Source organism: Streptomyces sp. NPDC045968 (assembly GCF_056430475.1).
In genome coordinates this window covers 252,082-276,675 of sequence record NZ_JBWKLF010000007.1, presented here as the reverse complement: position 1 = coordinate 276,675, position 24,594 = coordinate 252,082, and the positions used below count along the sequence as shown (strand labels likewise).

The 24,594-nt window shown below is 70.7% G+C and carries 21 protein-coding genes and 1 pseudogene; 9 read left to right on the top strand and 13 right to left on the bottom strand.

Annotated elements, in window-relative coordinates; all coding sequences use genetic code 11:
* The first annotated feature begins 10 nt into the window (after nucleotides 1–10).
* Together AC07FA_RS21785 and AC07FA_RS21780 are read left to right on the top strand one after the other, a co-directional pair.
* Complete coding sequence (locus AC07FA_RS21785; protein WP_479077549.1) at nucleotides 11–907, top strand: diacylglycerol kinase; 897 nt, start codon at nucleotides 11–13, stop codon at nucleotides 905–907.
* Between the two features lie 43 nt (nucleotides 908–950).
* Nucleotides 951–3,803, top strand: coding sequence for a DEAD/DEAH box helicase (locus AC07FA_RS21780; protein WP_479077548.1), 2,853 nt, complete (start codon nucleotides 951–953; stop codon nucleotides 3,801–3,803).
* A 162-nt stretch (nucleotides 3,804–3,965) separates the two neighbouring features.
* On the opposite strand, the gene AC07FA_RS21775 is transcribed toward AC07FA_RS21780, so the two are convergent.
* Together AC07FA_RS21775 and AC07FA_RS21770 are read right to left on the bottom strand one after the other, a co-directional pair.
* Nucleotides 3,966–4,403, bottom strand: a complete 438-nt coding sequence (locus AC07FA_RS21775; RefSeq protein ID WP_479077547.1) for an SPW repeat protein — start codon at nucleotides 4,401–4,403, stop codon at nucleotides 3,966–3,968.
* Between the two features lie 186 nt (nucleotides 4,404–4,589).
* Complete coding sequence (locus AC07FA_RS21770) at nucleotides 4,590–5,804, bottom strand: amidohydrolase family protein (protein ID WP_479077546.1); 1,215 nt, start codon at nucleotides 5,802–5,804, stop codon at nucleotides 4,590–4,592.
* 103 nt (nucleotides 5,805–5,907) lie between these two features.
* Here AC07FA_RS21770 and AC07FA_RS21765 point away from each other — a divergent pair, with 103 nt between their 5' ends.
* Complete coding sequence (locus AC07FA_RS21765) at nucleotides 5,908–6,375, top strand: MarR family winged helix-turn-helix transcriptional regulator (RefSeq protein ID WP_479077545.1); 468 nt, start codon at nucleotides 5,908–5,910, stop codon at nucleotides 6,373–6,375.
* 305 nt (nucleotides 6,376–6,680) lie between these two features.
* On the opposite strand, the gene AC07FA_RS21760 is transcribed toward AC07FA_RS21765, so the two are convergent.
* The 6 genes from AC07FA_RS21760 to AC07FA_RS21735 all read right to left on the bottom strand — a co-directional run bounded on the left by AC07FA_RS21760 (nucleotide 6,681) and on the right by AC07FA_RS21735 (nucleotide 12,041).
* The gene (locus AC07FA_RS21760; RefSeq protein WP_479077544.1) at nucleotides 6,681–7,331 is read right to left on the bottom strand and encodes a fasciclin domain-containing protein; all 651 of its coding nucleotides are present in this window, start codon (nucleotides 7,329–7,331) and stop codon (nucleotides 6,681–6,683) included.
* Nucleotides 7,332–7,404: 73 nt separating this feature from the next.
* Nucleotides 7,405–8,943, bottom strand: coding sequence for a molybdopterin-dependent oxidoreductase (locus AC07FA_RS21755; RefSeq protein ID WP_479077789.1), 1,539 nt, complete (start codon nucleotides 8,941–8,943; stop codon nucleotides 7,405–7,407).
* 227 nt (nucleotides 8,944–9,170) lie between these two features.
* The gene (locus AC07FA_RS21750; RefSeq protein ID WP_479077543.1) at nucleotides 9,171–9,923 is read right to left on the bottom strand and encodes an anti-sigma factor; all 753 of its coding nucleotides are present in this window, start codon (nucleotides 9,921–9,923) and stop codon (nucleotides 9,171–9,173) included.
* Nucleotides 9,920–10,504, bottom strand: a complete 585-nt coding sequence (locus tag AC07FA_RS21745) for a sigma-70 family RNA polymerase sigma factor (protein WP_479077541.1) — start codon at nucleotides 10,502–10,504, stop codon at nucleotides 9,920–9,922. The genes AC07FA_RS21750 and AC07FA_RS21745 overlap by 4 nt, the downstream gene beginning before the upstream one ends.
* Before the next feature lie 68 nt (nucleotides 10,505–10,572).
* The gene (locus AC07FA_RS21740) at nucleotides 10,573–11,073 is read right to left on the bottom strand and encodes an ABA4-like family protein (protein WP_479077540.1); all 501 of its coding nucleotides are present in this window, start codon (nucleotides 11,071–11,073) and stop codon (nucleotides 10,573–10,575) included.
* Nucleotides 11,070–12,041, bottom strand: coding sequence for a hypothetical protein (locus AC07FA_RS21735; RefSeq protein ID WP_479077539.1), 972 nt, complete (start codon nucleotides 12,039–12,041; stop codon nucleotides 11,070–11,072). The genes AC07FA_RS21740 and AC07FA_RS21735 overlap by 4 nt, the downstream gene beginning before the upstream one ends.
* Before the next feature lie 157 nt (nucleotides 12,042–12,198).
* On the opposite strand from AC07FA_RS21735, the gene AC07FA_RS21730 reads away from it, so the two are divergent.
* Nucleotides 12,199–12,849, top strand: a complete 651-nt coding sequence (locus AC07FA_RS21730) for a MerR family transcriptional regulator (protein WP_479077538.1) — start codon at nucleotides 12,199–12,201, stop codon at nucleotides 12,847–12,849.
* 118 nt (nucleotides 12,850–12,967) lie between these two features.
* Here the strand turns inward: AC07FA_RS21730 and AC07FA_RS21725 are convergent, their stop codons facing one another.
* Nucleotides 12,968–13,810, bottom strand: a complete 843-nt coding sequence (locus AC07FA_RS21725) for a siderophore-interacting protein (RefSeq protein ID WP_479077536.1) — start codon at nucleotides 13,808–13,810, stop codon at nucleotides 12,968–12,970.
* A gap of 47 nt (nucleotides 13,811–13,857) precedes the next feature.
* The gene (locus AC07FA_RS21720) at nucleotides 13,858–14,766 is read right to left on the bottom strand and encodes a 5'-3' exonuclease (protein ID WP_479077788.1); all 909 of its coding nucleotides are present in this window, start codon (nucleotides 14,764–14,766) and stop codon (nucleotides 13,858–13,860) included.
* A gap of 268 nt (nucleotides 14,767–15,034) precedes the next feature.
* Between AC07FA_RS21720 and AC07FA_RS21715 the strand changes: the two genes are divergently transcribed.
* The 4 genes from AC07FA_RS21715 to AC07FA_RS21700 all read left to right on the top strand — a co-directional run bounded on the left by AC07FA_RS21715 (nucleotide 15,035) and on the right by AC07FA_RS21700 (nucleotide 20,304).
* Nucleotides 15,035–16,126, top strand: coding sequence for a quaternary amine ABC transporter ATP-binding protein (locus AC07FA_RS21715; RefSeq protein WP_479077535.1), 1,092 nt, complete (start codon nucleotides 15,035–15,037; stop codon nucleotides 16,124–16,126).
* On the top strand, nucleotides 16,119–18,749 hold the full coding sequence (locus tag AC07FA_RS21710; RefSeq protein WP_479077533.1) for an ABC transporter permease/substrate binding protein: 2,631 nt from the start codon (nucleotides 16,119–16,121) through the stop codon (nucleotides 18,747–18,749). The genes AC07FA_RS21715 and AC07FA_RS21710 overlap by 8 nt, the downstream gene beginning before the upstream one ends.
* 204 nt (nucleotides 18,750–18,953) lie before the next feature.
* A complete protein-coding gene (locus AC07FA_RS21705) occupies nucleotides 18,954–19,499 on the top strand; it encodes a helix-turn-helix domain-containing protein (protein WP_479077532.1) in 546 nt (181 codons plus the stop codon).
* Nucleotides 19,500–19,515: 16 nt separating this feature from the next.
* Entirely contained in the window at nucleotides 19,516–20,304 is a 789-nt protein-coding gene (locus AC07FA_RS21700) for a helical backbone metal receptor (RefSeq protein ID WP_479077530.1), read from the top strand.
* On the opposite strand, the pseudogene AC07FA_RS21695 reads toward AC07FA_RS21700, so the two are convergent.
* Nucleotides 20,294–21,211: pseudogene (locus AC07FA_RS21695) on the bottom strand (TDT family transporter); the annotation flags it as partial. The gene AC07FA_RS21700 and the pseudogene AC07FA_RS21695 overlap by 11 nt on opposite strands.
* A gap of 175 nt (nucleotides 21,212–21,386) precedes the next feature.
* Between AC07FA_RS21695 and AC07FA_RS21690 the strand changes: the two are divergent.
* Nucleotides 21,387–22,316 (top strand): LysR family transcriptional regulator, encoded by a 930-nt coding sequence (locus AC07FA_RS21690; protein WP_479077528.1) that lies wholly within the window; start codon nucleotides 21,387–21,389, stop codon nucleotides 22,314–22,316.
* A gap of 37 nt (nucleotides 22,317–22,353) precedes the next feature.
* Here AC07FA_RS21690 and eutC read toward each other — a convergent pair whose 3' ends face one another.
* Together eutC and AC07FA_RS21680 are read right to left on the bottom strand one after the other, a co-directional pair.
* A complete protein-coding gene (gene eutC, locus AC07FA_RS21685; protein WP_479077527.1) occupies nucleotides 22,354–23,190 on the bottom strand; it encodes an ethanolamine ammonia-lyase subunit EutC in 837 nt (278 codons plus the stop codon).
* Entirely contained in the window at nucleotides 23,187–24,587 is a 1,401-nt protein-coding gene (locus AC07FA_RS21680) for an ethanolamine ammonia-lyase subunit EutB (RefSeq protein ID WP_479077526.1), read from the bottom strand. The genes eutC and AC07FA_RS21680 overlap by 4 nt, the downstream gene beginning before the upstream one ends.
* Nucleotides 24,588–24,594: the final 7 nt, after the last annotated feature.

Here is a 24,594-nt window from a genome sequence, read left to right as displayed (position 1 = left end):
GGTCCGGCGGGTGACCAGCGAGATCACCCTTTTCGTCAATCCCACCGCAGGACGCGGCCGGGGCGCGCACGCCGCGCAGCCGGCCGCTTCCGCGTTGCGCGACGCCGGATTCTCCGTACGCACGGTCCTCGGTGAGGACGCCGACGACGCCCTGCGCAGGGCCCGCGAGGCCGTGAGTGCCGGCACCGGGGCGCTGATCGCCGTGGGCGGGGACGGCATGGCGTCCCTCGCCCTCCAAGCGGTCGCCGGGACCACGACCCCGCTGGGTGTCGTCGCCGTCGGTACCGGCAACGACTTCGCCCGTGCGCTCGGGCTGCCGATACGTGACCCGGCCGCCGCCGGGCGGCTGGCCGCGCGGGCCCTCAAGGAGGGCCATGTCCGGGACATCGACCTCGGGCGGGCCGGCGAGCGGTGGTTCGGCTCCGTGCTCGCCTCCGGCTTCGACTCACGGGTGAACGACCGGGGCAACCGCATGCGGTGGATCGGCGGCCGGTTCAAGTACGACCTGGCGATCCTCGCCGAACTGGCGGCGTTCAAGCCGATCCCGTACCGCATCCGGCTCGACGGGGGCCCCGTGCGGGAGGTCGAGGCGACGCTGATCGCCGTCGGCAACGGGTCCACGTACGGCGGTGGCATGCGGATCTGTGCGGACGCGGTCATGGACGACGGGCTGTTCGACGTGACCGTGGTCGGGGACTGTACCCGGGCGACCCTGCTGAAGGTGTTCCCCCGGGTGTACAGGGGAACGCACCTCAGCCACCCCGCCGTCACCGTGCACCGGGTCTCCTCGATCGAGCTGATGGCGGCGGATGTCACCGCCTACGCGGACGGTGAACCGCTGGGTGAGCTGCCGCTCACGGCGACCAGCGTGCCGGGTGCGGTGCGGGTCCTCTGCCCGGAGAATTAAAGATCGCCTGACTGTCAGAGGTGGCGGGTAGGCTCGTATCAAGATGACAGAGGACCTCTCACCAGCTGAGCGATACCAGGCTTCTCGCGTCCGTGCGGCCGAGCAGGCCACGGCCCTCGGGCCCTTCCGCGAGATGTACGAATTCGGACTCGACCCCTATCAGGTCGAGGCATGCGAAGCCCTGGAGGCGGGCAAGGGCGTGCTGGTGGCGGCGCCCACCGGTTCGGGCAAGACGATCGTCGGCGAGTTCGCCGTGCACCTCGCGCTCCAGCAGGGCCGCAAGTGTTTCTACACCACCCCCATCAAGGCGCTGTCCAACCAGAAGTTCACTGACCTGGTGCGGCGCTACGGTGCGGACAAGGTCGGCCTGCTGACCGGCGACAACAGCGTCAATTCCGAGGCACCGGTGGTCGTCATGACCACCGAGGTCCTGCGGAACATGCTGTATTCGGGCTCGCAGTCCCTGACCGGCCTCGGCTATGTCGTGATGGACGAGGTGCACTACCTCTCCGACCGCTTCCGGGGCGCGGTGTGGGAGGAAGTGATCATTCACCTGCCGGAGTCCGTGACTCTGGTGTCCCTGTCGGCGACCGTGTCCAACGCCGAGGAGTTCGGTGACTGGCTGGACACCGTCCGCGGTGACACCGAGGTCATCGTCTCCGAGCACCGACCCGTGCCGCTCTGGCAGCACGTGCTGGCCGGGCGCCGGATGTACGACCTCTTCGAGGAGGAGACCGATCACGGCGGCCGGGGAACGGGACGCCGCGAGGTCAACCCGGACCTCGTCCGGCTCGCCCGCATGGAGAACCAGGCGGGGTACAACCCCCGCGACCGGCGCCGGGGCAAGATGGTGCGCGAGGCGGACCGGGAGCGCGAGCGGCGCCAGCGCAGCCGGATCTGGACCCCGTCGAGGCCCGAGGTCATCGACCGGCTGGACCACGAGGGGCTGCTGCCCGCCATCACGTTCATCTTCAGCCGGGCGGGCTGCGAGGCCGCCGTGCAGCAGTGCCTGCAGGCCGGGCTCCGGCTGAACGACGAGAACAAGCGCCTGCTGGTGCGGGAGATCGTCGAGGAGCGGACCGCCTCGATTCCGGGTGAGGACCTTCACGTCCTCGGCTACTACGAATGGCTCGAAGGCCTGGAGCGGGGCATCGCCGCGCACCACGCGGGCATGCTGCCGACGTTCAAGGAAGTCGTCGAGGAGTTGTTCGTACGAGGGCTCGTCAAGGCGGTCTTCGCGACGGAGACGCTGGCGCTGGGGATCAACATGCCGGCGCGATCGGTGGTCCTGGAGAAGCTGGTCAAGTGGAACGGCGAACAGCACGCCGACATCACCCCCGGTGAGTACACGCAGCTCACCGGCCGGGCCGGACGTCGCGGTATCGACGTCGAGGGCCATGCGGTGGTGCTCTGGCAGCGCGGTATGGACCCGGGCGCCCTGGCCGGGCTCGCGGGTACGCGCACGTATCCGCTCCGGTCCAGCTTCCGGCCTTCGTACAACATGGCTGTGAACCTCGTGCACCAGTTCGGGCGGCACCGGTCGCGTGAGCTGCTGGAGACCTCGTTCGCCCAGTTCCAGGCCGACCGGTCGGTCGTCGGGATCTCCCGGCAGGTCCAGCGGAACGAGGAGGGGCTTGAGGGATACCGCGAGGGCATGACGTGCCACCTCGGTGACTTCGAGGAGTACGCGCGGATGCGGCGCGACCTCAAGGACCGCGAGACGGAGCTGGCCAAGCAGGGGGCGGCGCAGCGGCGGGTCGCGGCGGCCGCGTCCCTGGAGAAGCTCAAGCCGGGTGACGTCATTCATGTGCCGACCGGCAAGTTCGCCGGGCTGGCCCTCGTCCTGGACCCCGGGCTGCCTGCCGGGCGGGCCAACGGACACCGGGGGCTGGAGTACCACGACGGGCCCCGGCCGCTGGTGCTGACCGCCGAGCGGCAGGTCAAGCGGCTGGCCTCGATCGACTTCCCGGTGCCGGTGGAGGCGCTGGACCGGATGCGGGTGCCGAAGTCGTTCAACGCGCGTTCGCCGCAGTCGCGGCGCGATCTGGCGTCCGCGCTGCGGACGAAGGCCGGGCACCTGGTGCCCGAGCGGCACCGCCGGGAGCGGGCCGCCGCGGCCGACGACCGCGAGATCTCCCGGCTGCGCACCGCACTGCGTGCGCATCCCTGCCATGGGTGCGACGAGCGTGAGGACCATGCGCGGTGGGCGGAGCGGTATCACCGGCTGCAGCGTGACACGAAGCAGCTGGAGAGCCGGATCGCCGGGCGTACGAACACGATCGCGCGGACCTTCGACCGGATCGTGGCGCTTCTCACCGAGCTGGACTATCTGCGGGGCAACGAGGTCACCCCGAACGGCCGGCGGCTGGCCCGCCTCTACGGCGAGCTCGATCTGCTCGCCAGTGAGTGCCTGCGGGAAGGCGTCTGGGAAGGACTGAACCCGGCGGAACTCGCGGCCTGCGTATCGGCGTTGGTGTACGAGGCGCGGCAGGCGGACGACGCGGTGGCGCCGAAGCTGCCGAGCGGGCCGGCGACGACGGCGATGGCCGAGATGGTGCGGATCTGGGGCCGTCTCGACGCGCTGGAGGAAGACTTCAAGATCAATCAGGCCGAGGGGGTCGGACAGCGTGAACCCGACCTCGGGTTCGCCTGGGCGGTCCACATGTGGGCTTCCGGGCACACGCTGGACGAGGTGCTGCGCGAGGCGGAGATGCCCGCGGGTGACTTCGTGCGGTGGTGCAAGCAGGTGATCGATGTGCTCGGGCAGATCGCGGCTGCGGCGCCTCGTGAGGGTGAGGGTGAGGGGGCCGGGGCGGCCGGGTCCGTGGCGAAGAACGCGCACAAGGCGGTTGATGCGGTGCGGCGGGGTGTGGTGGCGTACAGCTCCGTGGGGTGAGGCAGGGCGGGGGTGCGCGTGCCGGCCCGTCACAGCGCGCGAGCCCCCGTACGACGTGACGTACGGGCGGCGGGGGCCAGCGCCACAGGGGCTGACAGGACGGTGGCCCCGGCCGGGCACCTCCGTGTCCGGTCCGCGGCCACATCCGCCTGTCGGCCCTCCTCAGGTTTTGTTGCTTCTCATCGCCGTCCCGGCGCAGACCAGGCCCAGCAGGACGGTCAGTCCGCCGACGATGATGTTGTTGAGGATGACCCCGGCGTCGGGACTGCTGCCGACGATCCAGCTCGACACGATGAGCCAGGCGCCGATGGCGCAGATGGCCCAGCTCAGTCCGTACATCCGCTCCGGCATCGCGGTGAATCCGAGTGCCAGCACCGCGATCGCGATGCCCAGGACGAGGTTGTGCGTCACCAGCGCGGGCTGGCTCGCCGTGAAGTGCAGCACCCACGGCGATACGGCGCAGTACAGACCGACCAGAAGTACCGGCCCGTCCACGAGGGCCACGTCGCGGCCGCCGAGCATGCGGTCGTACCGTGCGCTCATTTCGGAGACATCGGGGTGCGCGTGTATGTCGCTCCCGGTGTGCGAGACGTTGGTCATGAGGTTCGTCTCCTTCGGTCCTACAGCCCGACCGCCGGTTGTGTGCGCGGTGGGCGCCTACCTCGCCCATTCTGCGCTTATATTTCCCTTATGTGTAGTTTTCTGGTCGACTAATCGGCCCGAATGCGCACCCCGGCGAGCACGAATTGGACGGTTGAGTCCTTACCTCAAGGGGAAGTGCTGCGGTCATGCCGCCAGGCGGGTGCCGCGGCGCCAGATGGCACGGGTGTTGAGGGTGTCGCTGATGTCGCTGATCGGGTCGCCGTCGACCAGCAGAAGGTCGGCGCGGAGCCCCTCGGCGATGCGGCCCCGGTCGCTGAGGCGGAACCGGCGGGCCGTGGTCGCTGTGGCCGCGCGAAGGGCCCGTGAGGGCGTGAGTCCGGCAGCCACGAGGTACTGCAATTCGTGGTGCAGGCTCGCTCCGTGTGCCAGGCCCCCGAAGAACGTCTCGGGCATGGAGACGTCGGTGCCGGCCAGCACGTCGATGCCGGCGGCGTCCAAAGCGCGCACGGTGTCGTACACGTCGTCGAGTTTGCCCTGCGGGTAGCGGTTGTAGCTGGAGCGCAGGGTCTGGTCCCACTTGCTGTCGAGGCGTGCGGCGACTCGGGGGTCGTCGGCGAGTTCGCTGCCGGTGATCCCCATCATCGAGGCATTGAGAGTGACGCAGGGAATGACGAACATGCCCGCGTCCTTGATGACGCCGATGATCTCGGCGGTGTGCGGCTGGTCCATGAACACGTGGGTGAGGCCGTCGATGCCGGCTTCGGCGGCCATCCTGGTGGCGTCCACGGTCAGCGCGTGGGCCACGGTGAGGGCGCCGTACTTCTTGGCTTCGGCCACCCCGGCGTTCACGGTGGCCTGGTCGAGCGCGGGCAGCCCGGGGTGCCCCTCCACGCTGCCGTCGTCGATCATGAACTTGATGAAGTCGGAGCCGCGGCCGAGCAGTTGGGGCACGAACGCTGCCGCTTCCTCGGGCGTGGTGGAGAACGGCATCAGGGGCATCACCGGGGGCAGATCCCACTTCGGCCGGAACCCTTCGGGCATCAGCTCGCTCGGGTGACCGCCCCGCGGGGTGATGGCGAAGCCGGAGGAGCGCACGTCGGCCAGGGTGTCGTCGTCGGTGATGAGCCCCCGGTTCTCCCGGGTGTTCATCCCCTGCATCTCCAGTTCGGTCGTCACCCCGAACCGCAGGGCGAGCGCCAGGGAACCCGGGGCGGAGTGGACGTGGGCGTCGATGAGTCCCGGCAGCAGGGTGGCGCCGCCGCCGTCCACGATCTCGCTGCCCTGAGGAGCGTCGCCCCCGATGCGGGCGATCCTCCCGTCGTCGATGACGACGGTCTGCACGCCTACCGACTTCTCTCCGTCGAAGATCTGCGCGTTCGTGATCGCCGTGAGCGCCATGGCGGTCCGCCTCGTTTCGTCACTCGTTCAAAATTTACATACCTAATGCTATGCACTTGTCTACTGGTATGCAAATGTGCGGGCTGGGCCTAGACTCGGTCACATGAGCAGCGCGTCCTTCTCCGAGCAGCCCTCCGACGACCTGGCGCTGGACCAGATCGGCCCGGCGCTGTCACGTCTGCGGCGACGAGCACCGGCATCGGGCAAGGACCTCTCCCGCAACCTTGTACTCAATGTGATCGCCGACGCGCCGGGCGAGACGACCGTCGGCGGACTCGCTGCCGAGATGGGCGTCGCCCAGCCGGTAGCCAGCCGGACTGTCGCCGCCTGCATCGAGGACGGGCTGCTGCGCCGGGCGGCGTCCCAGTCCGACGGACGCCGCACGGTGCTCGAACTCACCGAGCACGGCGAGTCCGAACGCAACCGCTTCGCCGCTGAACAGCGCAAAGCATTCCAGGAGATCACCGCCGCCTGGTCGCCAGAGGAGCAGATCCAGTTCGCACGCCTCTTGGCCCGATACGGAGCTGACGCCGCCACATGGTCCAGGAAACGGGCCACAAGCCGCGACTGACCGAGCGGTGCCCGACATCGATTCACGGAGATGAACGAGAACTGGGCGGCCAACGAGGCGTACCGCCCCATGGTCCGGCGCAGGTCCTGCTGGTAGCGAAACCGGCCGGCGCGACCGAGTCGCGCGGGCCGGTCCCGGCCTTGTCCTGCCGTACTCCGGGTGGTGCGGTGGCAGTCATATGAGTTCCTGTCGCCGATTTCCTGTCAGGGGACAGGAATCAGGGACGGGCTGTTTCGGGGGCGTCGCACCAGGGGCCGAGGAGCCGCGGCCCCGCCGGTCCCACGGCCCCGCCGGTCCCGTCGCCGCTACTTCGGGGGCATCAGCACCGAGTCGACGATGTAGACCGTGGCGTTGGCCGTCGGGACGTTGCCGCAGACCACCTTCGATGAGTCGTTGACGGTGTACGTCACACCCGAACCGGACGTCGTCAGCTTGCTCTTCTCCAGGGTGTCGAAGGAGCCGTTCTCCAGCTGCCGCGGCATCAGCTTCTCGCCCACCACGTGGTAGGTGAGGACCTTGGTGAGCTCGGCCTTGTTCGCCAGCAGCGCGTCCAGGTCCGCCTTCGGGACCTTGGCGAAGGCGTCGTTGGTCGGTGCGAACACCGTGATGTTCTCCGCGTTGTTCAGGGTGTCGACCAGACCCGCCTGCTTGACGGCGGTGACCAGCGTGGAGAGGTCCGGGTTGTTCGACGCGGCCGTCGCGACCGGGGCCTTCGCCATGCCGTCGAACGAACCCGCCCCGTCCGCCGGCACGGACGCGCAGCCCGGGCCGAACGGCTTGTCGGTGTCCGTCGATTCATCGGCCGGCGCGGCGGGCTCGGAAGAAGCCGCCGAGGGCGCGGACCCGGCCGCGGACTCCTTGGTGTCGCTGTCGCCGGAGCAGGCCGTCAGGGCGAGCGGCAGCATGGCTGCCGCGGAGACGGCGACGGCGGCGCGGCGGAAGTGGAGCGTGTTCATGGTGTTCTCCTGGTTCGGATTCTGTTGTTCCGGAGCTGGTGTGTGCGTACGGACGGCTGTCGATGACGGTTGTTCAGGGCACGTCGACCACCACCGAATGCCGGCCCGTCGCTCCGTCGGGGACGGTGCCGACGCGTTCGTCGGTCTGCGTGGCGCCCGTACGGTCCGTCGCGCGGACCTCGAGGGTGTGGCTGCCGGTCGTCGCGGGCCACTCCCACACCCACTGGCGCCAGGTGTCCCTGCTGTCCTCGGCGGCCAGCCGGGCGGTCTGCCACGCGCCCCCGTCCACCCGGACCTCCACCCGGGCGATGCCCCGGTGCTGGGCCCAGGCGACCCCGGCGACCGGCACCATGCCCGCCCTGGGGGAGGCGAAGGGGCGCGGGGTGTCGATGCGCGACTGGGTCTTGACGGGGGCCCGGCGCGACCAGCCGCGTTTCACCCAGTACGCGTCGTACGCGTCGAAGGCCGTCAGCTCGATGTCCTTGATCCACTTGCAGGCGGACACATAGCCGTACAGGCCGGGGACGACCATCCGGACGGGGAAACCGTGGCTGAAGGGAAGGGGTTCGCCGTTCATCCCGACGGCGAGCATCGCGTCGCGGCCGTCCATCACGTCCTCGACCGGCGTACCGATCGTCATGCCGTCGACGGACCTGGCCACGAGCTGGTCGGCGCTCCCGCCCTTCGACGGCGGTTCCACCCCGGCCTCGCGCAGCAGATCGGCCAGCCGTACGCCGATCCAGCGGGCATTGCCGACGTAGGGCCCGCCGACCTCGTTGGAGACGCAGGCCAGCGTGATGTCACGCTCGATCAGCTCGCGCTGGAGCAGATCCTGGAAGTCGACCGTGAGGGGGCGCTTCACGCCCTTGCCGTGGATGCGCAGGCGCCAGCGGCCGGCGTCGACACGTGGTACGACCAGGGCGGTGTCCACCCGGTAGAAGCTCTTGTTCGGTGTGATGAAGGAGCTCAGCCCGCGGATGCCAGGACCGGCGCCACGGGGCACGGCGGGCGCCGCCGAATCGGGAACCGGAAGAGTGATCGCACCGCGTGAGGCGGACGCCCCCGCCTGTACGGACGCGGTGACCCGGCGCCCCAGATAACCGGCCCCGGCCGAGGCGACCGCCGCGGCGCTCGCCGCGATCACGAAGCCGCGGCGGTCGAAGGCGCCCCGGTCCTCCCGGACCTCCGTCTCCCCAGCCGCGGGAGACGGAAGGGCCGTCGGGGTAAGCCGTCCGACCAGGAGATACAGCACTCCTGCGGCCACCAGGGCACCCACCACCGAAGGCAGGACGTCGCCGGGCCGGCCCTCGGGCCGTCCGGTCGCCGCCGCTGCCCCGACCACACCGAAGACCAGGACGGCCGCCGCACCGAGCCGCCGGTGCCGCAGGGCGAGCACCCCCACCGCCATGGCGAAGACCGCCAGGAGCGCGAGGATGCCGAGCTGGAGCACCAGCTTGTCGGCGGTGCCGAAGTTCCGTACGGCGAAGTCCTTGACCGCCGGGGGAGTGCGGTCGATGACCGCACCGCCCACCGCTGTGACCGGACCCGCCTCGGGCCGTACGACAGCCGCGACCAGCTCGGCGACGCACAGGGCGCAGAACCCCGCGATCAGACCGCTGAGCGCGGCGAAGGAGGTGCGTGCCCAGCGGGCCCGCCGGGACCGCGGGGTCCCGTGCGGCTGCGCATCGTTCTGCTCTGCTTTCACACCGGTGATTCGGAGCCGGTCGGGCCGCGGATGGGTCGCTCACCCGATCGAGTGAAATATGTGCTGAGACGGAGACCCGGTGGCGCGGGCGCCACCGGGTCTCCCGGGTCATACGTCGTCAGATGCCGCTGCCCTCAGGCCGGGAGGCTCATCAGGGCGAGCGGCGCGGACGTCGGCTGCTCGGAGCCGCCGGCGGGTTCTACGGTGATGCCCATCCCGGACGCCCTGCCGACCGGTCCGTCCATCAGTACGGCGTCGTTCGTCGCCGACGGCTCCATCAGACCCGCGGACCGCATGGTGCCGCCGTCGTCGAACCACAGCTGGTACACCGTGCCGGCCGGCGGCCGCTCCATCCCGGACGCCAGGAACACCGCCCGGTTCACGCTTCGCGAGACGACGACGGTGCCCCGCGCGCCGCCCTTCAGCGTGCCCGAGCTGGTCTTCGCGTCCGGAGCCGCGAGCACCTGGGCCAGCTGTTCGTTCCGCTGTTCGGCACGGTTCGCCTCCTGCCGGGCGTCCTGGGCCACCTGGTTCTGCCACACGGCGACCCCGCCCAACGCCGCGGCCGCGGCTACGCAGGCGGCGAGCACGAAGGCGGTCCCGCGGCGGGCGCGGCTCCCGGCCCCGGCGGTGCGGGCCGGGAGGCTGTGCGGCGGCGGCTCCTGACGTACGGTCGTGATCTCCCGCAGCACGCGGTCGCGCAGTCCGGGCGGCGGAGTCCGGGACACCGCGAGCCCGAGCCGTGCGGCGGTCGCGGACAGCTCCCGTACCTCCTGGGCGCATGCCTCGCAGACCCTCAGATGGCGTTCGAACTCCTGGCGTTCGTCGTCCGGCAGCGCGTGCAGGGCGTAGGCCCCGGTCAGCGTGTGCAGCTCGGCCGTGCTCATGCGTTCACCCCCAGGCAGTCGCGCAGCCGGATCAGCCCGTCACGCAGCCGTGTCTTGATCGTGCCGAGAGGCACGGAGAGCAACTCCGACACCTCGCGGTAGGTGAGGCCCCGGTAGTAGGCAAGGGTCACGGACTGGCGCTGCAGTTCGGACAGGGTCCGCAGACAGCGCCGGACCTGTTCGCGTTCGAGCCGGACCTCGACCTGTTCCGACACCTCGTCGAAGTCCCGCGTACGGTCCAGGAGGGCGGCCTTGTGCTCGCGGGCAGCCGAGGCCTCCGCCGAGCGGACCCGGTCGACGGCCCTGCGGTGTGCGAGGGTCAGCACCCAGTTCATGGCGCTGCCGCGGGACGGCTGGAAGCGGGGCGCCGTGCGCCACACCTCCACCAGGACTTCCTGGGCCACCTCCTCCGACTGGGCCGGATCCCGCAGGACACTGCGCACCAGACCGAGCACGGGTCCGCAGACCGCGTCGTACACCGTGGCGAAGGCGTTCTGGTCACCGCGGGCGGCCATCACCAGGAGCTCCTGGAGATCGGGCCCCGCCGACGGGGCTCCGCTGATGTGTACGGCTTCTTTCACGCGGGCTTCCTCCAAGTGGGCGCATCGGTTCCCCGGTGTGATTCGGAGCCGCAGCCCGCGCGGATTGGTCAGTCCGCGGAAATTCTTCCACGCTCCCGGGGGTCCGCGAGGCCGTGTCCGCCGGGCGCCGTACGGGCGGCAGCCGCCTTCCCGGCCCGGGTCCGGGCCGCGCGCAGGGCCAGGAAGATCAGAAGGCCGAACGGCGAGAGCAGAACCGTCAGCACCAGCAGAGGGCCCATCACCAGCGGGGAGACGTTCAGCCGGCGCCCTTCCAGATACATCCACTGACCCAGCAGCAGATCCCAGGCGATGACCTGCGCCCAGATCGCGCCCGCGCCGTTCGCCAGGGCCGTCAGCTCGCGGAACGTGTCGATGTCGGGACTGCGCACCGCCGCCCACAGTTCGGGGAAGACCGGCACGGCCATGGTGAGGTAGACGGCAAGCACCGGCAGGACCGTGAGCGGGGAGGCGGCGATGCGCGCCGTGTGCTTCCAGCGCGGCGCGAGGATCATGAGCAGCCAGAAGGGCGCTGCCAGCAGGAACGCGATTTCGAAGAGTGCGCCGGTCATGTCAGGAGCTCCTTCTCGGCCGGGCTGTGGCCGGCGCTTCCGGGTCGTACGGGGGCCGGCCGCAGCGCCGCGTACGCCCCGGCGGCGGTGGCGGCCAGGACCAGGGCCGCGGCGGCGAGCGTCGCTCCGTCCGGGTGGATCAGCGGCTGACCACGCAGCGCCTGCCAGGTGAGCAGGGCGACGACGGCCGCGTACGCCCCGGAGCCGACGAGCACCAGGCGCAGCCGGACCCGTGGGTCGGCCAGCCGGGGAAGACGGGCCGCGAGTGCTGCCAGCACCAGCAGGAGGAGCGGGAGCAGTTGGAGTGCGTGCATCCCCACGAAGTGCGGGATACGCAGGTCGCCGCCGGTCGTCGACCAGCCGGTGAGGGGCATCGAGGGGCCGCCGTCCGGCACGCCGACCGCGTGCGCGCCGATCACGTCGGCCGTGTCGAGATCACCCGCGGCCCGCTGCTCGGCCGTCGGCTGGGTCATCAGGAAGCCGAGGGCGGCTCCCGCCAGAGCGATGACGATGCCCGCACGGATGACCCAGGCCGAGGCGGGGTCCGCCATCCGGGCCCGCGTCAGGAGGACCGCGATGACGAGGGTGCCGGCCCAGAGGATCACGACGGTGATGGCCATCGCGTTGTACAAGGCGCTGTCGAACGGAGTCGCGTGATTGAAGTGGATGCGCTGTCCGCGCACCGCCTGCGTGATGATGAGCGCCATCTCCACCAGGCTGGTCAGCACCACCACGTTCCCGGCCCACCGGCCGACGCGACGGCCGCGCGTGAGCAGCGTCAGCATCCAGGCGAGCGACAGCGCGTACGCCGTGAACGAGACGGCGAACTTGAAGGGTTTCGCCCAGATCGGCGAGCCCACGAGGACCCGGTCGTCGACCAGGATCCCGATGCCGGCGATGAACGCCGTCACGACCATCGCCGCCGCGAACAGGACTAAGGGACGGTGCCAGGAACGCCAGGACGTCATAGGGATACCCCCGTTGAGGATCAAGAGTCATTATGGATAGTGGAACTGTCTGCTATCCGGTAGTGGAACTATCTACTATGGGCTTCCTGGTTGGCAAGGGCGGAAGGAGGAACACGCGGTGCGCATCGGCGAGTTGAGTCGCAGGTCTGGGGTTCCGGTGCCGACGATCAAGTTCTACGTACGGGAAGGGCTGCTGCCCCCGGGGCAGTTGACCAGCCCGAATCAGGCGACGTACGACTCCGGGCACGAGCGCAGACTGAAGCTGATCCGCGCCTTGCTCGACGTCGGCGGGCTCTCGCTCTCCGCGATCGGGGACGTGCTCGCGTCCATCGACGATCCCGAGCAGCCGGTGCACAAGGTGCTGGGGGTCGCGGCCAAACGGATCGCGCCGCTGGAGGGGAGCGAGCCGGGGCCCGAGCTGGAGGACGCCCGGGAGGAGGTGGCGGAGCTCGTGGAGCGGCGAGGCTGGAAGTGCGAGGCGGCCGGGCCCGCCGGCGAGAGCCTGGCCACCGTGCTCGTCGCGCTGCGGCAGGCCGGGCACGGGGGGTTCGTCGAACTGCTCGACGACTACGCGGCCGCCGCCGAGCCGGTCGCCCGGGCCGACCTGGATTACGTGGGGCGGCGGGTGGCTCGCGAGGATCTGGTGGAGAGCGTGGTCGTCGGCACGGTGCTGGGCGAGGCGATGTTCGGCGCGCTGAGACGGCTCGCGCACGTGGACGCGTCGGCGCGGGCCTACGGGGAGGCCGGGGAGGACCGGCCTGAGGCCGGCGCCCCGGAAACGGCTGGACCTGGGGGAGGCCCGGGCTGAGGCAGCTGCCCCGGAAACGGCTGGGCCTGGGGGAGGCCCCGGCTTGAGTCGGCGCCCCGGAAACGGCTGAACCCCGGTCACCGTCCAGGACGGTGACCGGGGTTCCTGTGCCCGCGTGTTACGCGGCGCTCTCCTGCTCGCGCTCCACCTGCTCGTTCCACTCGCGCTTGACCGCGCGCCAGGCGTCGTCGTTCTGGCCCGCGCGCCAGTAACCGGAGATCGACAGCCGCGAGAGCGGGATCTGCCGCTCCAGGCGCAGATGGCGGCGGATCTCCTTCACGAAGCCTGCCTCACCGTGCACGAACGCCTGGACCTCGCCCGCGGGGAATTCCAGGGCCTTCACCGCCGCGGTCAGGGCCTCGCCGACCGGACGGTCACCGCGGTGCAGCCATGTGACGGCCACGCCGTCCGGTGTCACGATCTTCTGCTCCTCCGAAGCGTCCGCCACCTCGACGAACGCGCGGACCACCGCGCCCGCGGGCATCTGCTCCAGGCTCGCGGCGATCGCGGGAAGCGCGCTCTCGTCGCCGGCCAGCAGGTGCCAGTCCGCCGACGCGTCCGGCCCGTAGCCCCCGCCGGGTCCCAGGAACGTCACCTGGTCGCCCGGGGCGGCGCGCATCGCCCACGGACCGGCGAGGCCCTCGTCGCCGTGCACCACGAAGTCGACCGTCAGCTCCCGGGCGACCGGGTCCCAGGCCCGCACCGTGTAGGTGCGCGTGGTCGGCCACAGCTCGCGGGGGAACTCCTCGCGAATGGCGGCCATGTCGAAGGGGTGCGCGTACTCCGCACCCTCGGGCGCGAAGCACAGCTTGATGTAGTGGTCGGTGAACCCGGAGAGCGTGAAATCGGCGAGACCGTCACCGCCGAGCACCACCCGCACCATGTGCGGGGTGATCTGCTCGGTGCGCAGTACCTGGGCTCCCTGGGTCCTGGGCGCCTGGCGTGCCGGTCGATCTGCCACGAGGGTCTCCCTGTGTCCGAATACTTAGGCTTACCTAAGCTAGCACCTCAGCTCCGGAGTGTGGAGAGCAGGCGCATCAGGGCGCCGCCCAGCCCCCACTGTTCAGCGAGTGCTTCGAGGGCGGCCGGGTCCCGCGGCTCGCGCGGCAGGGCCGGGTCGAACGGGGGCAGGGGCACGTCGGCGGCGACCCGGACGACCTTCGGCGCGACCGCCACGTAATCCCTCGCCTCGTCCAGGCGCTTGCGCTGCGAGGGGGTGAGCCGGGCGGCCGGGTCGTCGACCGCGGCCATGATCCCGGCCAGGTCACCGAAGGCGTCCAGCAGCTTCGCGGCCGTCTTCTCGCCGATGCCGGGGACGCCGGGCAGCCCGTCGCTCGGGTCGCCCCGGAGCAGCGCCAGATCGACATAGCCGGAGCCGTCCACCCCGTACTTCTCGCGCAGCCACGCCTCGTCGGTCACCTGGAGCGAGCCGACGCCCTTCAGCGGGTAGAGCACCCGCACCTGCCGGGCGTCGTCGACCAGCTGGTAGAGGTCCCGGTCGCCCGTGACGATGTCCACGGGTCCCGCCGCCAGCCCCGTCAGCGTGCCGATCACGTCGTCCGCCTCGTATGGAGCGACGCCGACCCGGGCGATCCCGAGGGCGTCGAGGACGTCCTCGATGATCGGGACCTGCGGGGCCAGCGTGTCGGGGGTGTCCTCCTCGTCGGCCACCCCCGCGGGCGTCTCCACCGCCACCCGGTGCGCCTTGTAGGTGGGGATCAGCTCGACCCGCCAGTGGGGCCGCCAGTCGGCGTCCATGCAGGCGACCAGATCGTCCGGCCGGTGGTCCTGCACCAGCCGGCCGATGAAGTCGAGCAGTCCGCGCACGGCGTTGACCGGTGTGCCGTCCGGTGCGCGCACCGAGTCCGGAACGCCGAAATAGGCGCGGTAGTAGAGGGAGGCGGTGTCGAGGAGCATCAGGCGTCGCGTCACACCCCGATGATGCCGCACGCCACTGACACGCGCGGTGACCGGCCGGGGCTGTGCGGTTCCCGAGTGAACCGGGGATAAAAGTGAACTGGGTCACTCTCGTGTTTGGGTTGCGTAAGTGCGGGCAGACGCGCCACCGGAGCGGACCACGTCGCATTTTCAACCAATGCACGTGCAGTGCGGACCGAATCCGCACCGCTCCACGGTCTGCCGGCGGGGGTGGCAGACCGTTTTCGGTTCAACGCGTGAGGTGTATGTGTCAAGGCTGCAAGCTGAGCACCTGTACAAGGTGTTCGGCAGACGACCCGATCAAGCCGTGCAGAAGCTGGAAAGCGGCACGGACCGCGACGAGCTGCGCGCCGACGGAACGACCGCAGCGGTGATCGACGCATCGTTCACCGTGGAACCGGGCCAGATCTTTGTCGTGATGGGTCTGTCCGGGTCCGGCAAGTCCACGTTGCTGCGGATGCTCAACGGACTGCTCGACCCCACAGCCGGACGTGTGCTCTTCGACGGCCAGGACCTGACGGCCCTGAGCCCCCGTGAGCTGCGCAAGGTCCGCTCCACGAAGATCAGCATGGTCTTCCAGCACTTCGCGCTCTTCCCGCACAGGAGCGTCCTGGAGAACGCCGCGTACGGCCTCGAAGTGCAGGGTGTCCCGCGCGCCGAGCGTGAGAAGCGTGCCGCCGAGGCGCTGGAGATGACCGGCCTCGCCGGCTGGGAGAAGTCCTGGCCCGACGAGCTGTCCGGCGGTATGCAGCAGCGCGTCGGCCTGGCCCGCGCGCTCGCCACGGACGCCGACCTGCTCCTGATGGACGAGTCCTTCAGCGCGCTGGACCCGCTGATCCGCCGCGACATGCAGAGCCAGCTCCTCGAACTCCAGAAGCGGCTCAAGAAGACCATCGTCTTCATCACGCACGACCTCAACGAGGCCATGCGCCTCGGTGACCGGATCGCCGTGATGCGCGACGGGAAGATCGTGCAGCAGGGCACCGCAGAGGACATCCTCGTGCGCCCGGCCAACGACTACGTCGCCTCCTTCATCCAGGACGTCGACCGCTCGCGCGTGCTCACCGCCGGTTCGATCATGGAGCAGCCGGAGAAGGGCCGCTCCGACGCCGAACTGCTGGCCGACGCGCCCGCGACGGTGTCCGCCGAGACGCCGATCGCCGAGCTCTTCACCCCGTGTTCCACCAGTGGCGTCGCCGTGGCCGTCACCGACGCGGAGGGCGACGTCATCGGCGTCGTACCCCGCAACCGGCTCCTCGCCGCCCTCGGCGAGGAACCGCAGATCGAGACGGTGCTCCCCGCTCCGCGTGACGTCAAGAAGGTGACCGCCGGTGCCTAGGTTCACCTTCGGCGAATGGGTCGAGAACGCCGTCGACTGGCTGCAGTCGAACCTGACGTGGATCTTCGACGCCATCAAGGCCGTACTCGGCGGCATGTACGACGGCGTCAACGCGGTGCTCGGCGGCGGTGAACCGCTCCTCATGGCGGGCATCTTCGCCGTCCTGGCCTTCTGGCTGCGCGGTGTCGTGCCGGCCGCGCTCACCTTCGTGGGCTTCGCCCTGATCGACTCCCTCGCCCTCTGGGACGAGGCGATGGCGACCCTGTCACTGGTCGTCGTGGCAGCCGTCATCACCATCGTGATCGCGGTGCCCATGGGTATCTGGGCCGCGCGCAACAACAAGGTCAGCGCCACGCTGCGACCGGTGCTCGACGTCATGCAGACGATGCCGGCCTTCGTCTATCTGATCCCCGGCGTCATGTTCTTCGGCGTCGGTGTCACCCCCGGCGTGATCGCCACCATCGTGTTCGCGATGCCGCCCGGCGTACGCATGACGGAGCTCGGCATCCGCCAGGTCGACGGCGAACTGGTCGAGGCGGCCGCGGCGTTCGGCACCACGCCCCGGGACACCCTGACCCGGGTGCAGCTGCCGCTCGCCCTGCCGACGATCATGGCCGGTATCAACCAGGTCATCATGCTGGCACTGTCGATGGTCGTCATCGGCGGTATGGCCGGAGCCGGCGGTCTCGGCGAGAAGGTGTACGCCGCGATCACCCAGCTCCAGGTCGGCCTGGCCGCCGAGAGCGGTATCGCCGTCGTCATCCTCGCCATGTACCTGGACCGGATGACTGGAGCGCTCAACGAGCGGGTCTCCCCCCTCGGGCGCCGGGCCGCCGCCAAGGCCGCCGCAGGGGCGCGCCGCCTCAAGTTCACGCACTACAAGCCGGGCACCGCGGTCGCGATGGTCGGTGTGGTCGTCCTGGCGCTCGTCGCCGGCGGCCTGAACCTCGTGGGCTCCGACAACGACGAGGGCGCGCAGGCGGACGGTACGAACGTCGGCCAGGGCCAGAAGATCAACCTGGGCTACATCCCGTGGGACGAGGGCATCGCCTCCACCTTCCTCTGGAAGGAACTCCTGGAGCAGCGCGGCTACACGACGGACATCAAGCAGCTCGACGCCGGTCCGCTCTACTCCGGTGTCGCCCGCGGGGACATCGACTTCCAGACAGACTCCTGGCTGCCGACGACGCACAAGGACTACTGGGAGAAGTACAGCGACAAGCTGGACGATCTCGGTTCCTGGTACGGGCCGACCTCGCTGGAGCTGAGCGTCCCCTCGTACGTCAAGGGCATCGACTCCCTCGACGACCTCAAGGGTCAGGGCAAGAAGTTCAACGGCAAGATCATCGGCATCGAGGCCAGCGCCGGGATGATGGGCACGCTGAACAAGAAGGTCCTCAAGGAGTACGGCCTGGAGGGCGAGTACGAGGTCGTCTCCTCCAGCACCTCCTCGATGCTGGCCGAGCTGAACGCCTCCATCAAGAAGAAGGAGCCCGTCGTGGTGACCCTGTGGTCGCCGCACTGGGCCTACGGCAAGCACGACCTGAAGAAGCTCAAGGACCCGAAGGGTGCCTGGGGCAAGGGCGAGGACATCCACACCGTCGCGCACAAGGGCTTCGCCAAGAAGGCTCCCCCCGTCGCCGACTGGCTGAAGAAGTTCAAGCTCACCGAGGAGCAGCTCACCAGCCTGGAGAACGAGATCCAGGGAGCCGGCCAGGGCAAGGAGCAGGACGGCGTCCGCGCCTGGCTGAAGAAGAACCCCGGCCTCGTCGACAAGCTCGCGCCGCTGCCCGCCGGTGCCGGAGGCACGGCACAGGGCAAGGACGCGGGCAAGACCGTCGACCTGGGCTACTTCCCCTGGGACGAGGCCATCGCCAGCACGTACCTCTGGCAGAACATGCTGGAGGACCGCGGGTACCGGACGACGGTCAAGCAGCTCGACCCCGGACCGCTGTACACCGGTCTCGCGCAGGGGCAGATGGACGTCCAGTTCGACTCCTGGCTGCCGACCACGCACAAGGACTACTGGGACCGCTACAAGAACGACCTCACCGATCTCGGTTCCTGGTACGGGCCGACCTCGCTGGAGCTGAGCGTCCCCTCGTACGTCAAGGGCATCGACTCGCTCGACGACCTCAAGGGTCAGGGCAAGAAGTTCAACGGCAAGATCATCGGCATCGAGTCGAGCGCCGGGATGATGGGCACGCTGAACAAGAAGGTCCTCAAGGAGTACGGCCTGGAGGGCGAGTACGAGGTCGTCTCGTCCAGCACCTCGTCGATGCTGGCCGAGCTCAACCGGTCGATCAAGAAGAAGGAGCCCGTCGTGGTGACCCTGTGGTCGCCGCACTGGGCCTACGGCAAGCACGACCTGAAGAAGCTCAAGGACCCGAAGGGTGCCTGGGGCAAGGGCGAGCAGATCCACACGGTCGCCAAGAAGGACTTCCCCAAGGAGTTCCCCGAGCTGACCGGCTGGCTGAAGGAGTTCAAGCTCAGCGAGGCGCAGCTCGCCTCGCTGGAGGTGGAGATCCAGAAGGGCGGTGCGGGCAAGGAGAAGGAGTCCGCCCGGCACTGGATGGACGCCAACCCGGGCGTGATCGACGAGCTGGCGCCTGTCGGCAGCTGATTCCGCTCCGCACCACGCGAAGCTGATCTCACCCCGCACGACACGAAAGGGACGGCCCCGGAATCGCACCGGGGCCGTCCCTTTCGGTGTACTTCCGGTCACTCCCCGGTAGGTTTCCCTCCATTCGCTTCGGCGCCATACCGCGAACGACATGCGTAGGGTGCTGGCAGCCGGGAGGATGGCCAGGGCGGGAGGGAGCCGGACATGGACGACAAGGACACACCGCGGGTAGGTGCCGCGGTCCGCCGACGGCGCAGGAGCCTCGGACTCACGCTGTCCGTGGTCGCCGCGCGCAGCGGGCTGTCCGTGCCCTTTCTCAGCCAGATCGAGAACGAACGGGCCCGGCCGAGCGCCAAGTCCCTGGACCGCGTCGCGGAGGCCCTGGAGACCACGACCGCCCGGCTGCGGGCCGCCGCCGACTCGGCGCGCGCCGTCGACGTCGTACGGGCCGGCGAGGGCGACGGGGTACGCAGGGTGGTGCGCGGCCGCCATCAGCTCAGCGCCCTGGAGTTCACGGGCGAGCAGGACCTCGGGCGCGAGTTCCAGCACCGCAACGACGAGGTGATGTACGTCGTGGAGGGCGCCGCAGAGGTGGAGGCCGAGGGGCAGGCGTACCGGCTGGACCGCGGCGACACGCTGTTCCTCTCCGGCGGCGTGCGGCACCGCTGGCGCGCGACGGTGCCCGGCACCCGACTGCTCGTCGTCGCGGTGGCGGAGCACATCGACGCCACCTTCGACTCCCGCCGCTGACGGGCGCTGATCGCGCGTGCGCGTCGTCTCCCTCGTCCCCTCGCTCACCGAAGCCGTCGCCGTCACCGCGCCCGGGCTGCTGGTGGGCGTCACCGACTGGTGCACCCGTCCCGCCGGTCTCACGGCCGCGCGCGTCGGCGGCACCAAGAATCCCGACGTCGGGGCGATCACCGCGCTGCGCCCCGACCTCGTCCTCGCCAACGAGGAGGAGAACCGGCCCGCGGACCTGACCGCCCTGCGCGCGGCCGGACTCGACGTGATGACCACCGGGATCCGCACGCTCGACCAGGCATTCCAGGAGCTGCGGCGGGTCCTGGTCACCGGCTGCGGGCTCGCGGTGCCCCGCTGGCTCGACGAGGCCGAGGCGGTGTGGGCCGCGCTCCCGCCGCCCCCGGCCCCGCGCGCCGCCATCGTGCCGATCTGGCGCAGACCCTGGATGGTGCTGGGCAGCGACACCTTCGCCGGTGACCTCCTGGCCCGCCTCGGCGTACGCAACGTCTACGCGGACCACCCGGAGCGCTACCCGCGCATCCCTCTCGAAGAGCTGCGCGCAGCCGGCGCGGAGCTCGTCGTGCTGCCCGACGAGCCGTACCGCTTCACGGCCGACGACGGCCCCGAAGCCTTCCCCCACCTGCCCGCCGCACTCGTCGACGGGCGTTTCCTCACGTGGTACGGGCCGTCACTGGCAGAGGCGCCCGCGGCGCTGCGAGCAGCGCTCCGCCGACCAGTCCCCGCAGCGTCCGAGCCCCCGCCACCGTCCAGGCCGTCACGAGGAACACGTACAGGGCGACGGCCAGCCAGGTGAAGGCCGTGAGCCCGGTGTGCCTGGCCAGCCCCGCAGCGCCGGTGACACACGTACCGACCGGGAAGGTGAAGCCCCACCAGGTCATCGTGAACGTCATACCGCCCCGCACCGCCCGCACGGCCATGGCGCCGGCCAGCGCCAGCCACAGCAGCGCGAACCCCATCACGGGCACCCCGTACAACACGGCGAACGCGGTGAACGCGGAGGCGTACGGGGCCCCGATCGCGCCCGGCGCCACATCGGCCAGCTGATTGACCGCGGTCGTCGACTGACCCAGCGGACCGAGCACCAGGAAGAGCGCGGGCGTCAGGGCCAGGGGCAGCGGCCCGTGGTGCACCAGCCGTCCGAAGACCAGCGGCAGCACCACCAGCGTCGCCAGCAGGGACAGCCCGAACATCGCGTAACAGGCCAGCAGCAGCGCCTCCCGCCACTGCCCGGCGGGCAGCTCCGGCACCAGCAGCGGGCCGAGCGCGGCGGAGACCATGGGCGCCACCAGCGGCAGCAGCCAGACCGGCGAGGCCGTTCCGGGGGCCGGCCGGTGGCGTACGACCATCAGATACGGGATCACGACCGCGGTGACGAGTCCGGTCACCGTGCCGATGACGAACAGCACCGTGTCCACGGCGACTGCCGCCCCATGCCCGATCACATCCCCGCCGACCACCATCGTGGCCCCGCCGACCGCGAGCAGCGCCATGGAGAGACAGCCGTAGAAGGGGGCGACGGCCGGGTCCATGAGGTGGGCCCGCGCCTGGTCCCGGTGGAGCAGCCAGTGGCCGGCGCGGGCGGCGAGGACGACGGCGAGCAGGACCGCCGAGAGCGCCCACACGACCGTGCAGGCCACCCGCAGCCAGCCGAGGTCCCCGGGCAGGGCCACACCCGCACTCGCCACGATCGCGGTGCCCATGACGGTCGCGTACCAGTTGGGGCCGACGTGCCGCAGGGCCGGGAGCCGGAGAGCGGCCGGGCGGTACGCGCCGGCGCGGGACTGGGTCTGCGGATAGATGGCCATGACACGATTCTGGTGGCGTGCGGCGTCCCCCACCAGGGAGCCCTGCCCTATGAGGTCATAAGCTGGCTTTATGTCCAGTGACCAGCCCCAGCACACACCCCTGTCCCACCGGGTTCCCGACCTGGGCGCGCTGGAGCTCCTTCTCGCCGTCGCCCGGCACGGCAGCCTCGGGCGTGCCGCGCGCGATGTCGGCATCACCCAGCCCGCCGCCTCCAGCCGCGTCCGTTCGATGGAGCGACAGCTCGGAGTCGCGCTCCTGGACCGCTCGCCCCGCGGCTCCCGGCTGACCGACGCGGGCGCGCTCGTCACGGACTGGGCCCGCAGGGTCGTCGAGGCGGCCGAGGCGTTCGACGCGGGCGCTCAGGCGCTGCGCGACCGGCGGGACTCCCGGCTCCGGGTCGCGGCCAGCATGACCATCGCCGAGTACCTGCTGCCGGGCTGGCTGATCGCGCTGCGCGCCGAACGCCCCGGCACGGCCGTGTCGCTGCTCGCCGGGAACTCCGCCGCGGTCGCGCAGCGCCTGCTCGGCGGAGAGGCCGATCTGGGATTCGTGGAAGGGCTCTCGATACCGGAAGGTCTCGACGGCACGGTCATCGCGCACGACCGTCTCGTCGTCGTGGTCGCCCCCGGCCACGCCTGGGCCCGCCGCCGCACACCCCTGACCCCCGGGGAACTGGCCGCGACCCCGCTGATCCTGCGCGAGTACGGCTCAGGCACCCGCCAGGTCCTGGACGCCGCGCTCGCCGTCCACGGCGGTCTGGCACGGCCGCTCCTGGAACTCTCCTCGACCACGGCGGTGAAGGGCGCGGCGGAGAGCGGCGCCGGCCCCTGCGTACTGAGCGAACTGGCGCTCGGCGAGGAACTGTCGGCCCGCCGCCTCGTCAAGGTCCCCATCGCGGGCGTACGGCTCCGGCGTCAGCTGCGCGCCGTCTGGCCCACCGGCCACCGCCCGACCGGCCCGGCCCGCGACCTGCTCTCGCTGACCGGCCGGGAACCCTGACGCGGCCTCGCCACCACCCCGAGCGCGCCGCCCAGGCTCACGGCGGCGGATCGACGGGCGGTGGATCGAGAAGCGGCCGATCGACGGGCGGTGGATCGAGAAGCGACGGATCGAGCGGCGGCCCGTCCTCGCCCTGAAGGCCCACTCCCGACAGCCCCAGCCGCAGGGACCGGGCCATCAGCGAGGCGAGCGCGTCCGCGGCGGCCTCGTAACCGAGCCCGTCCGGCGGATGGATGTTGGAGAGGCAGTTGCGCTCGGCGTCCCGGCGGCCGACGCGCGGCGCGTACGTCAGATAGACCCCGAGACTGTCGGCGGCGCTGAGGCCGGGCCGCTCACCGATCAGGACCACGGCCAGCCGTGCGCCGGCCCGTTCACCGATCTCGTCCCCGATGGCGACACGCGCCTGCGAGGCAAGGACGACGGAGACGGCACCGAAGGCACCGAGGCGCGGGCGGAGCTCCGCCAGCAGCGGTGCCGCGTGCCGGTGGACCGCCGTGGCCGAGAGACCGTCCGCCACGACGAGGACGAGCTCGCAGCCGCCGGGCTCCGGGAGCAGGGAGAGATCGTCCGGATGCACCCGCCTGCCGAGGTCCGGCCGGCGCAGATACGTCGTGCGGTCCGGAGCCGCACTGCGCACCTCGGCGACCGGCAGCCCGGCGGCCGAGTCCCGTACGGACCGGAAATCGACCGGGAGGTGGACCGCGTCGCGCGCCTGCGCGTGGGCCAGCTGGAATTCCAGCAGACGGCGCACCGGAAGCGCGCCGCCGCTGCGCCCGAGACCCACCCTGGCCGGGGTGTACCGGCGCAGCGGGTCCCACAGATCCGGGCGGGACTCGTCGCCGGCCCGCGGGTCCGGAACGGCCTCGTCGCTCATCCGCTCCCCTTCAGCAGCGCGTCGAGACCGGCCGCCAGGGGGCTGTGCGCGACCGGTGCGACGACCCGGCGTTCGCTGTCGAACATGCCCATGCGCTCCATCCACTCCTCGAACTCGGGAGCGGGGCGCAGCCCCAGGGCCGACCGGACGTACAGGGCGTCGTGAAAGGACGTGCTCTGGTAGTTGAGCATGACGTCGTCCGAGCCCGGCACCCCCATGACGAACGTGCAGCCCGCCACGCCGAGCAGCGTCAGCAGGCTGTCCATGTCGTCCTGGTCGGCCTCGGCGTGGTTGGTGTAGCAGACGTCGCAGCCCATCGGCAGTCCGAGCAGCTTCCCGCAGAAGTGGTCCTCGAGACCGGCCCGGACGATCTGCTTGCCGTCGTAGAGGTATTCGGGGCCGATGAAGCCGACGACGGTGTTCACCAGCAGCGGGCTGAAGTGGCGGGCGACCGCGTACGCGCGCGCTTCGAGCGTCTGCTGGTCGACCCCGTGATGGGCGTCGGAGGAGAGCGCACTGCCCTGCCCCGTCTCGAAGTACATGAGGTTGTCCCCCACGTCGCCACGGTTCAGGGAGCGTCCCGCCGCGTGGGCCTCGGCGAGGAGCGCGAGATCGACGCCGAAGGCTCTGTTCGCCGCCTCCGTCCCGGCGACGGACTGGAAGACCAGATCGACGGGCGCTCCGCGCTCGATGGCCCGGATCGTGTTCGTGACGTGCGTCAGCACACAGGTCTGGGTGGGGATCGCGTACCGCTGTCTGATCTCGTCCGTCAGCCGCAGCAGCTCGACGGCGGCCGTGACGGAGTCGGTGGCGGGGTTGATGCCGATCACGGCGTCACCGCAGCCGTACAGCAGCCCGTCGAGGACGGAGGCGGCCACCCCGCGGGGCGCGTCGGTGGGGTGGTTCGGCTGGAGACGGACCGACATCCGGCCCGGCAGTCCGATGGTGTTGCGGAAACGCGTGACGACCGTGCACTTCCGGGCGACCTGTATCAGATCCTGATTGCGCATCAGTTTGCTGACGGCGGCGGCCATTTCGGGAGTGACTCCGGGTGCCAGTGCGGACAGTTGCGCCGGGCCCGTCTCGTAGGACAGCAGCCAGTCGCGGAATTCGCCCACGGTCATATGGGCGACGGGCGCGAAGGCCGCGGCGTCGTGCGTGTCCACGATCAGGCGGGTCACCTCGTCGCTCTCGTACGGCACGACCGTCTCGTCGAGGAACACGCGCAGCGGGAGATCCGCCAGGACGAGCCGGGCCGCGACGCGCTCCGCGTCGCTCCCGGCCGCGACTCCCGCGAGCTGGTCGCCCGAGCGCACCGGGCTCGCCCGGGCCAGCACGGCCCGCAGATCGGGGAAGCGGAATCCGGATATACCGACCGAGGCGCTGTAGCGCGTCACGGCACCG

What these genes read in the sequence shown, in the direction of transcription:
- AC07FA_RS21750 (WP_479077543.1), bottom strand. Translation starts at nt 9,923, where the DNA reads ATGAGCACGGCCGAGCTGCACACGCTGACCGGGGCCTACGCCCTGCAC.
- AC07FA_RS21735 (WP_479077539.1), bottom strand. Translation starts at nt 12,041, where the DNA reads ATGACGTCCTGGCGTTCCTGGCACCGTCCCTTAGTCCTGTTCGCGGCG.
- AC07FA_RS21705 (WP_479077532.1), top strand. Translation starts at nt 18,954, where the DNA reads ATGGACGACAAGGACACACCGCGGGTAGGTGCCGCGGTCCGCCGACGG.
- AC07FA_RS21760 (WP_479077544.1), bottom strand. Translation starts at nt 7,331, where the DNA reads ATGAACACGCTCCACTTCCGCCGCGCCGCCGTCGCCGTCTCCGCGGCA.
- AC07FA_RS21720 (WP_479077788.1), bottom strand. Translation starts at nt 14,766, where the DNA reads ATGCTCCTCGACACCGCCTCCCTCTACTACCGCGCCTATTTCGGCGTT.
- AC07FA_RS21770 (WP_479077546.1), bottom strand. Translation starts at nt 5,804, where the DNA reads ATGGCGCTCACGGCGATCACGAACGCGCAGATCTTCGACGGAGAGAAG.
- AC07FA_RS21780 (WP_479077548.1), top strand. Translation starts at nt 951, where the DNA reads ATGACAGAGGACCTCTCACCAGCTGAGCGATACCAGGCTTCTCGCGTC.
- AC07FA_RS21765 (WP_479077545.1), top strand. Translation starts at nt 5,908, where the DNA reads ATGAGCAGCGCGTCCTTCTCCGAGCAGCCCTCCGACGACCTGGCGCTG.
- eutC (WP_479077527.1), bottom strand. Translation starts at nt 23,190, where the DNA reads ATGAGCGACGAGGCCGTTCCGGACCCGCGGGCCGGCGACGAGTCCCGC.
- AC07FA_RS21740 (WP_479077540.1), bottom strand. Translation starts at nt 11,073, where the DNA reads ATGACCGGCGCACTCTTCGAAATCGCGTTCCTGCTGGCAGCGCCCTTC.
- AC07FA_RS21690 (WP_479077528.1), top strand. Translation starts at nt 21,387, where the DNA reads ATGTCCAGTGACCAGCCCCAGCACACACCCCTGTCCCACCGGGTTCCC.
- AC07FA_RS21775 (WP_479077547.1), bottom strand. Translation starts at nt 4,403, where the DNA reads ATGACCAACGTCTCGCACACCGGGAGCGACATACACGCGCACCCCGAT.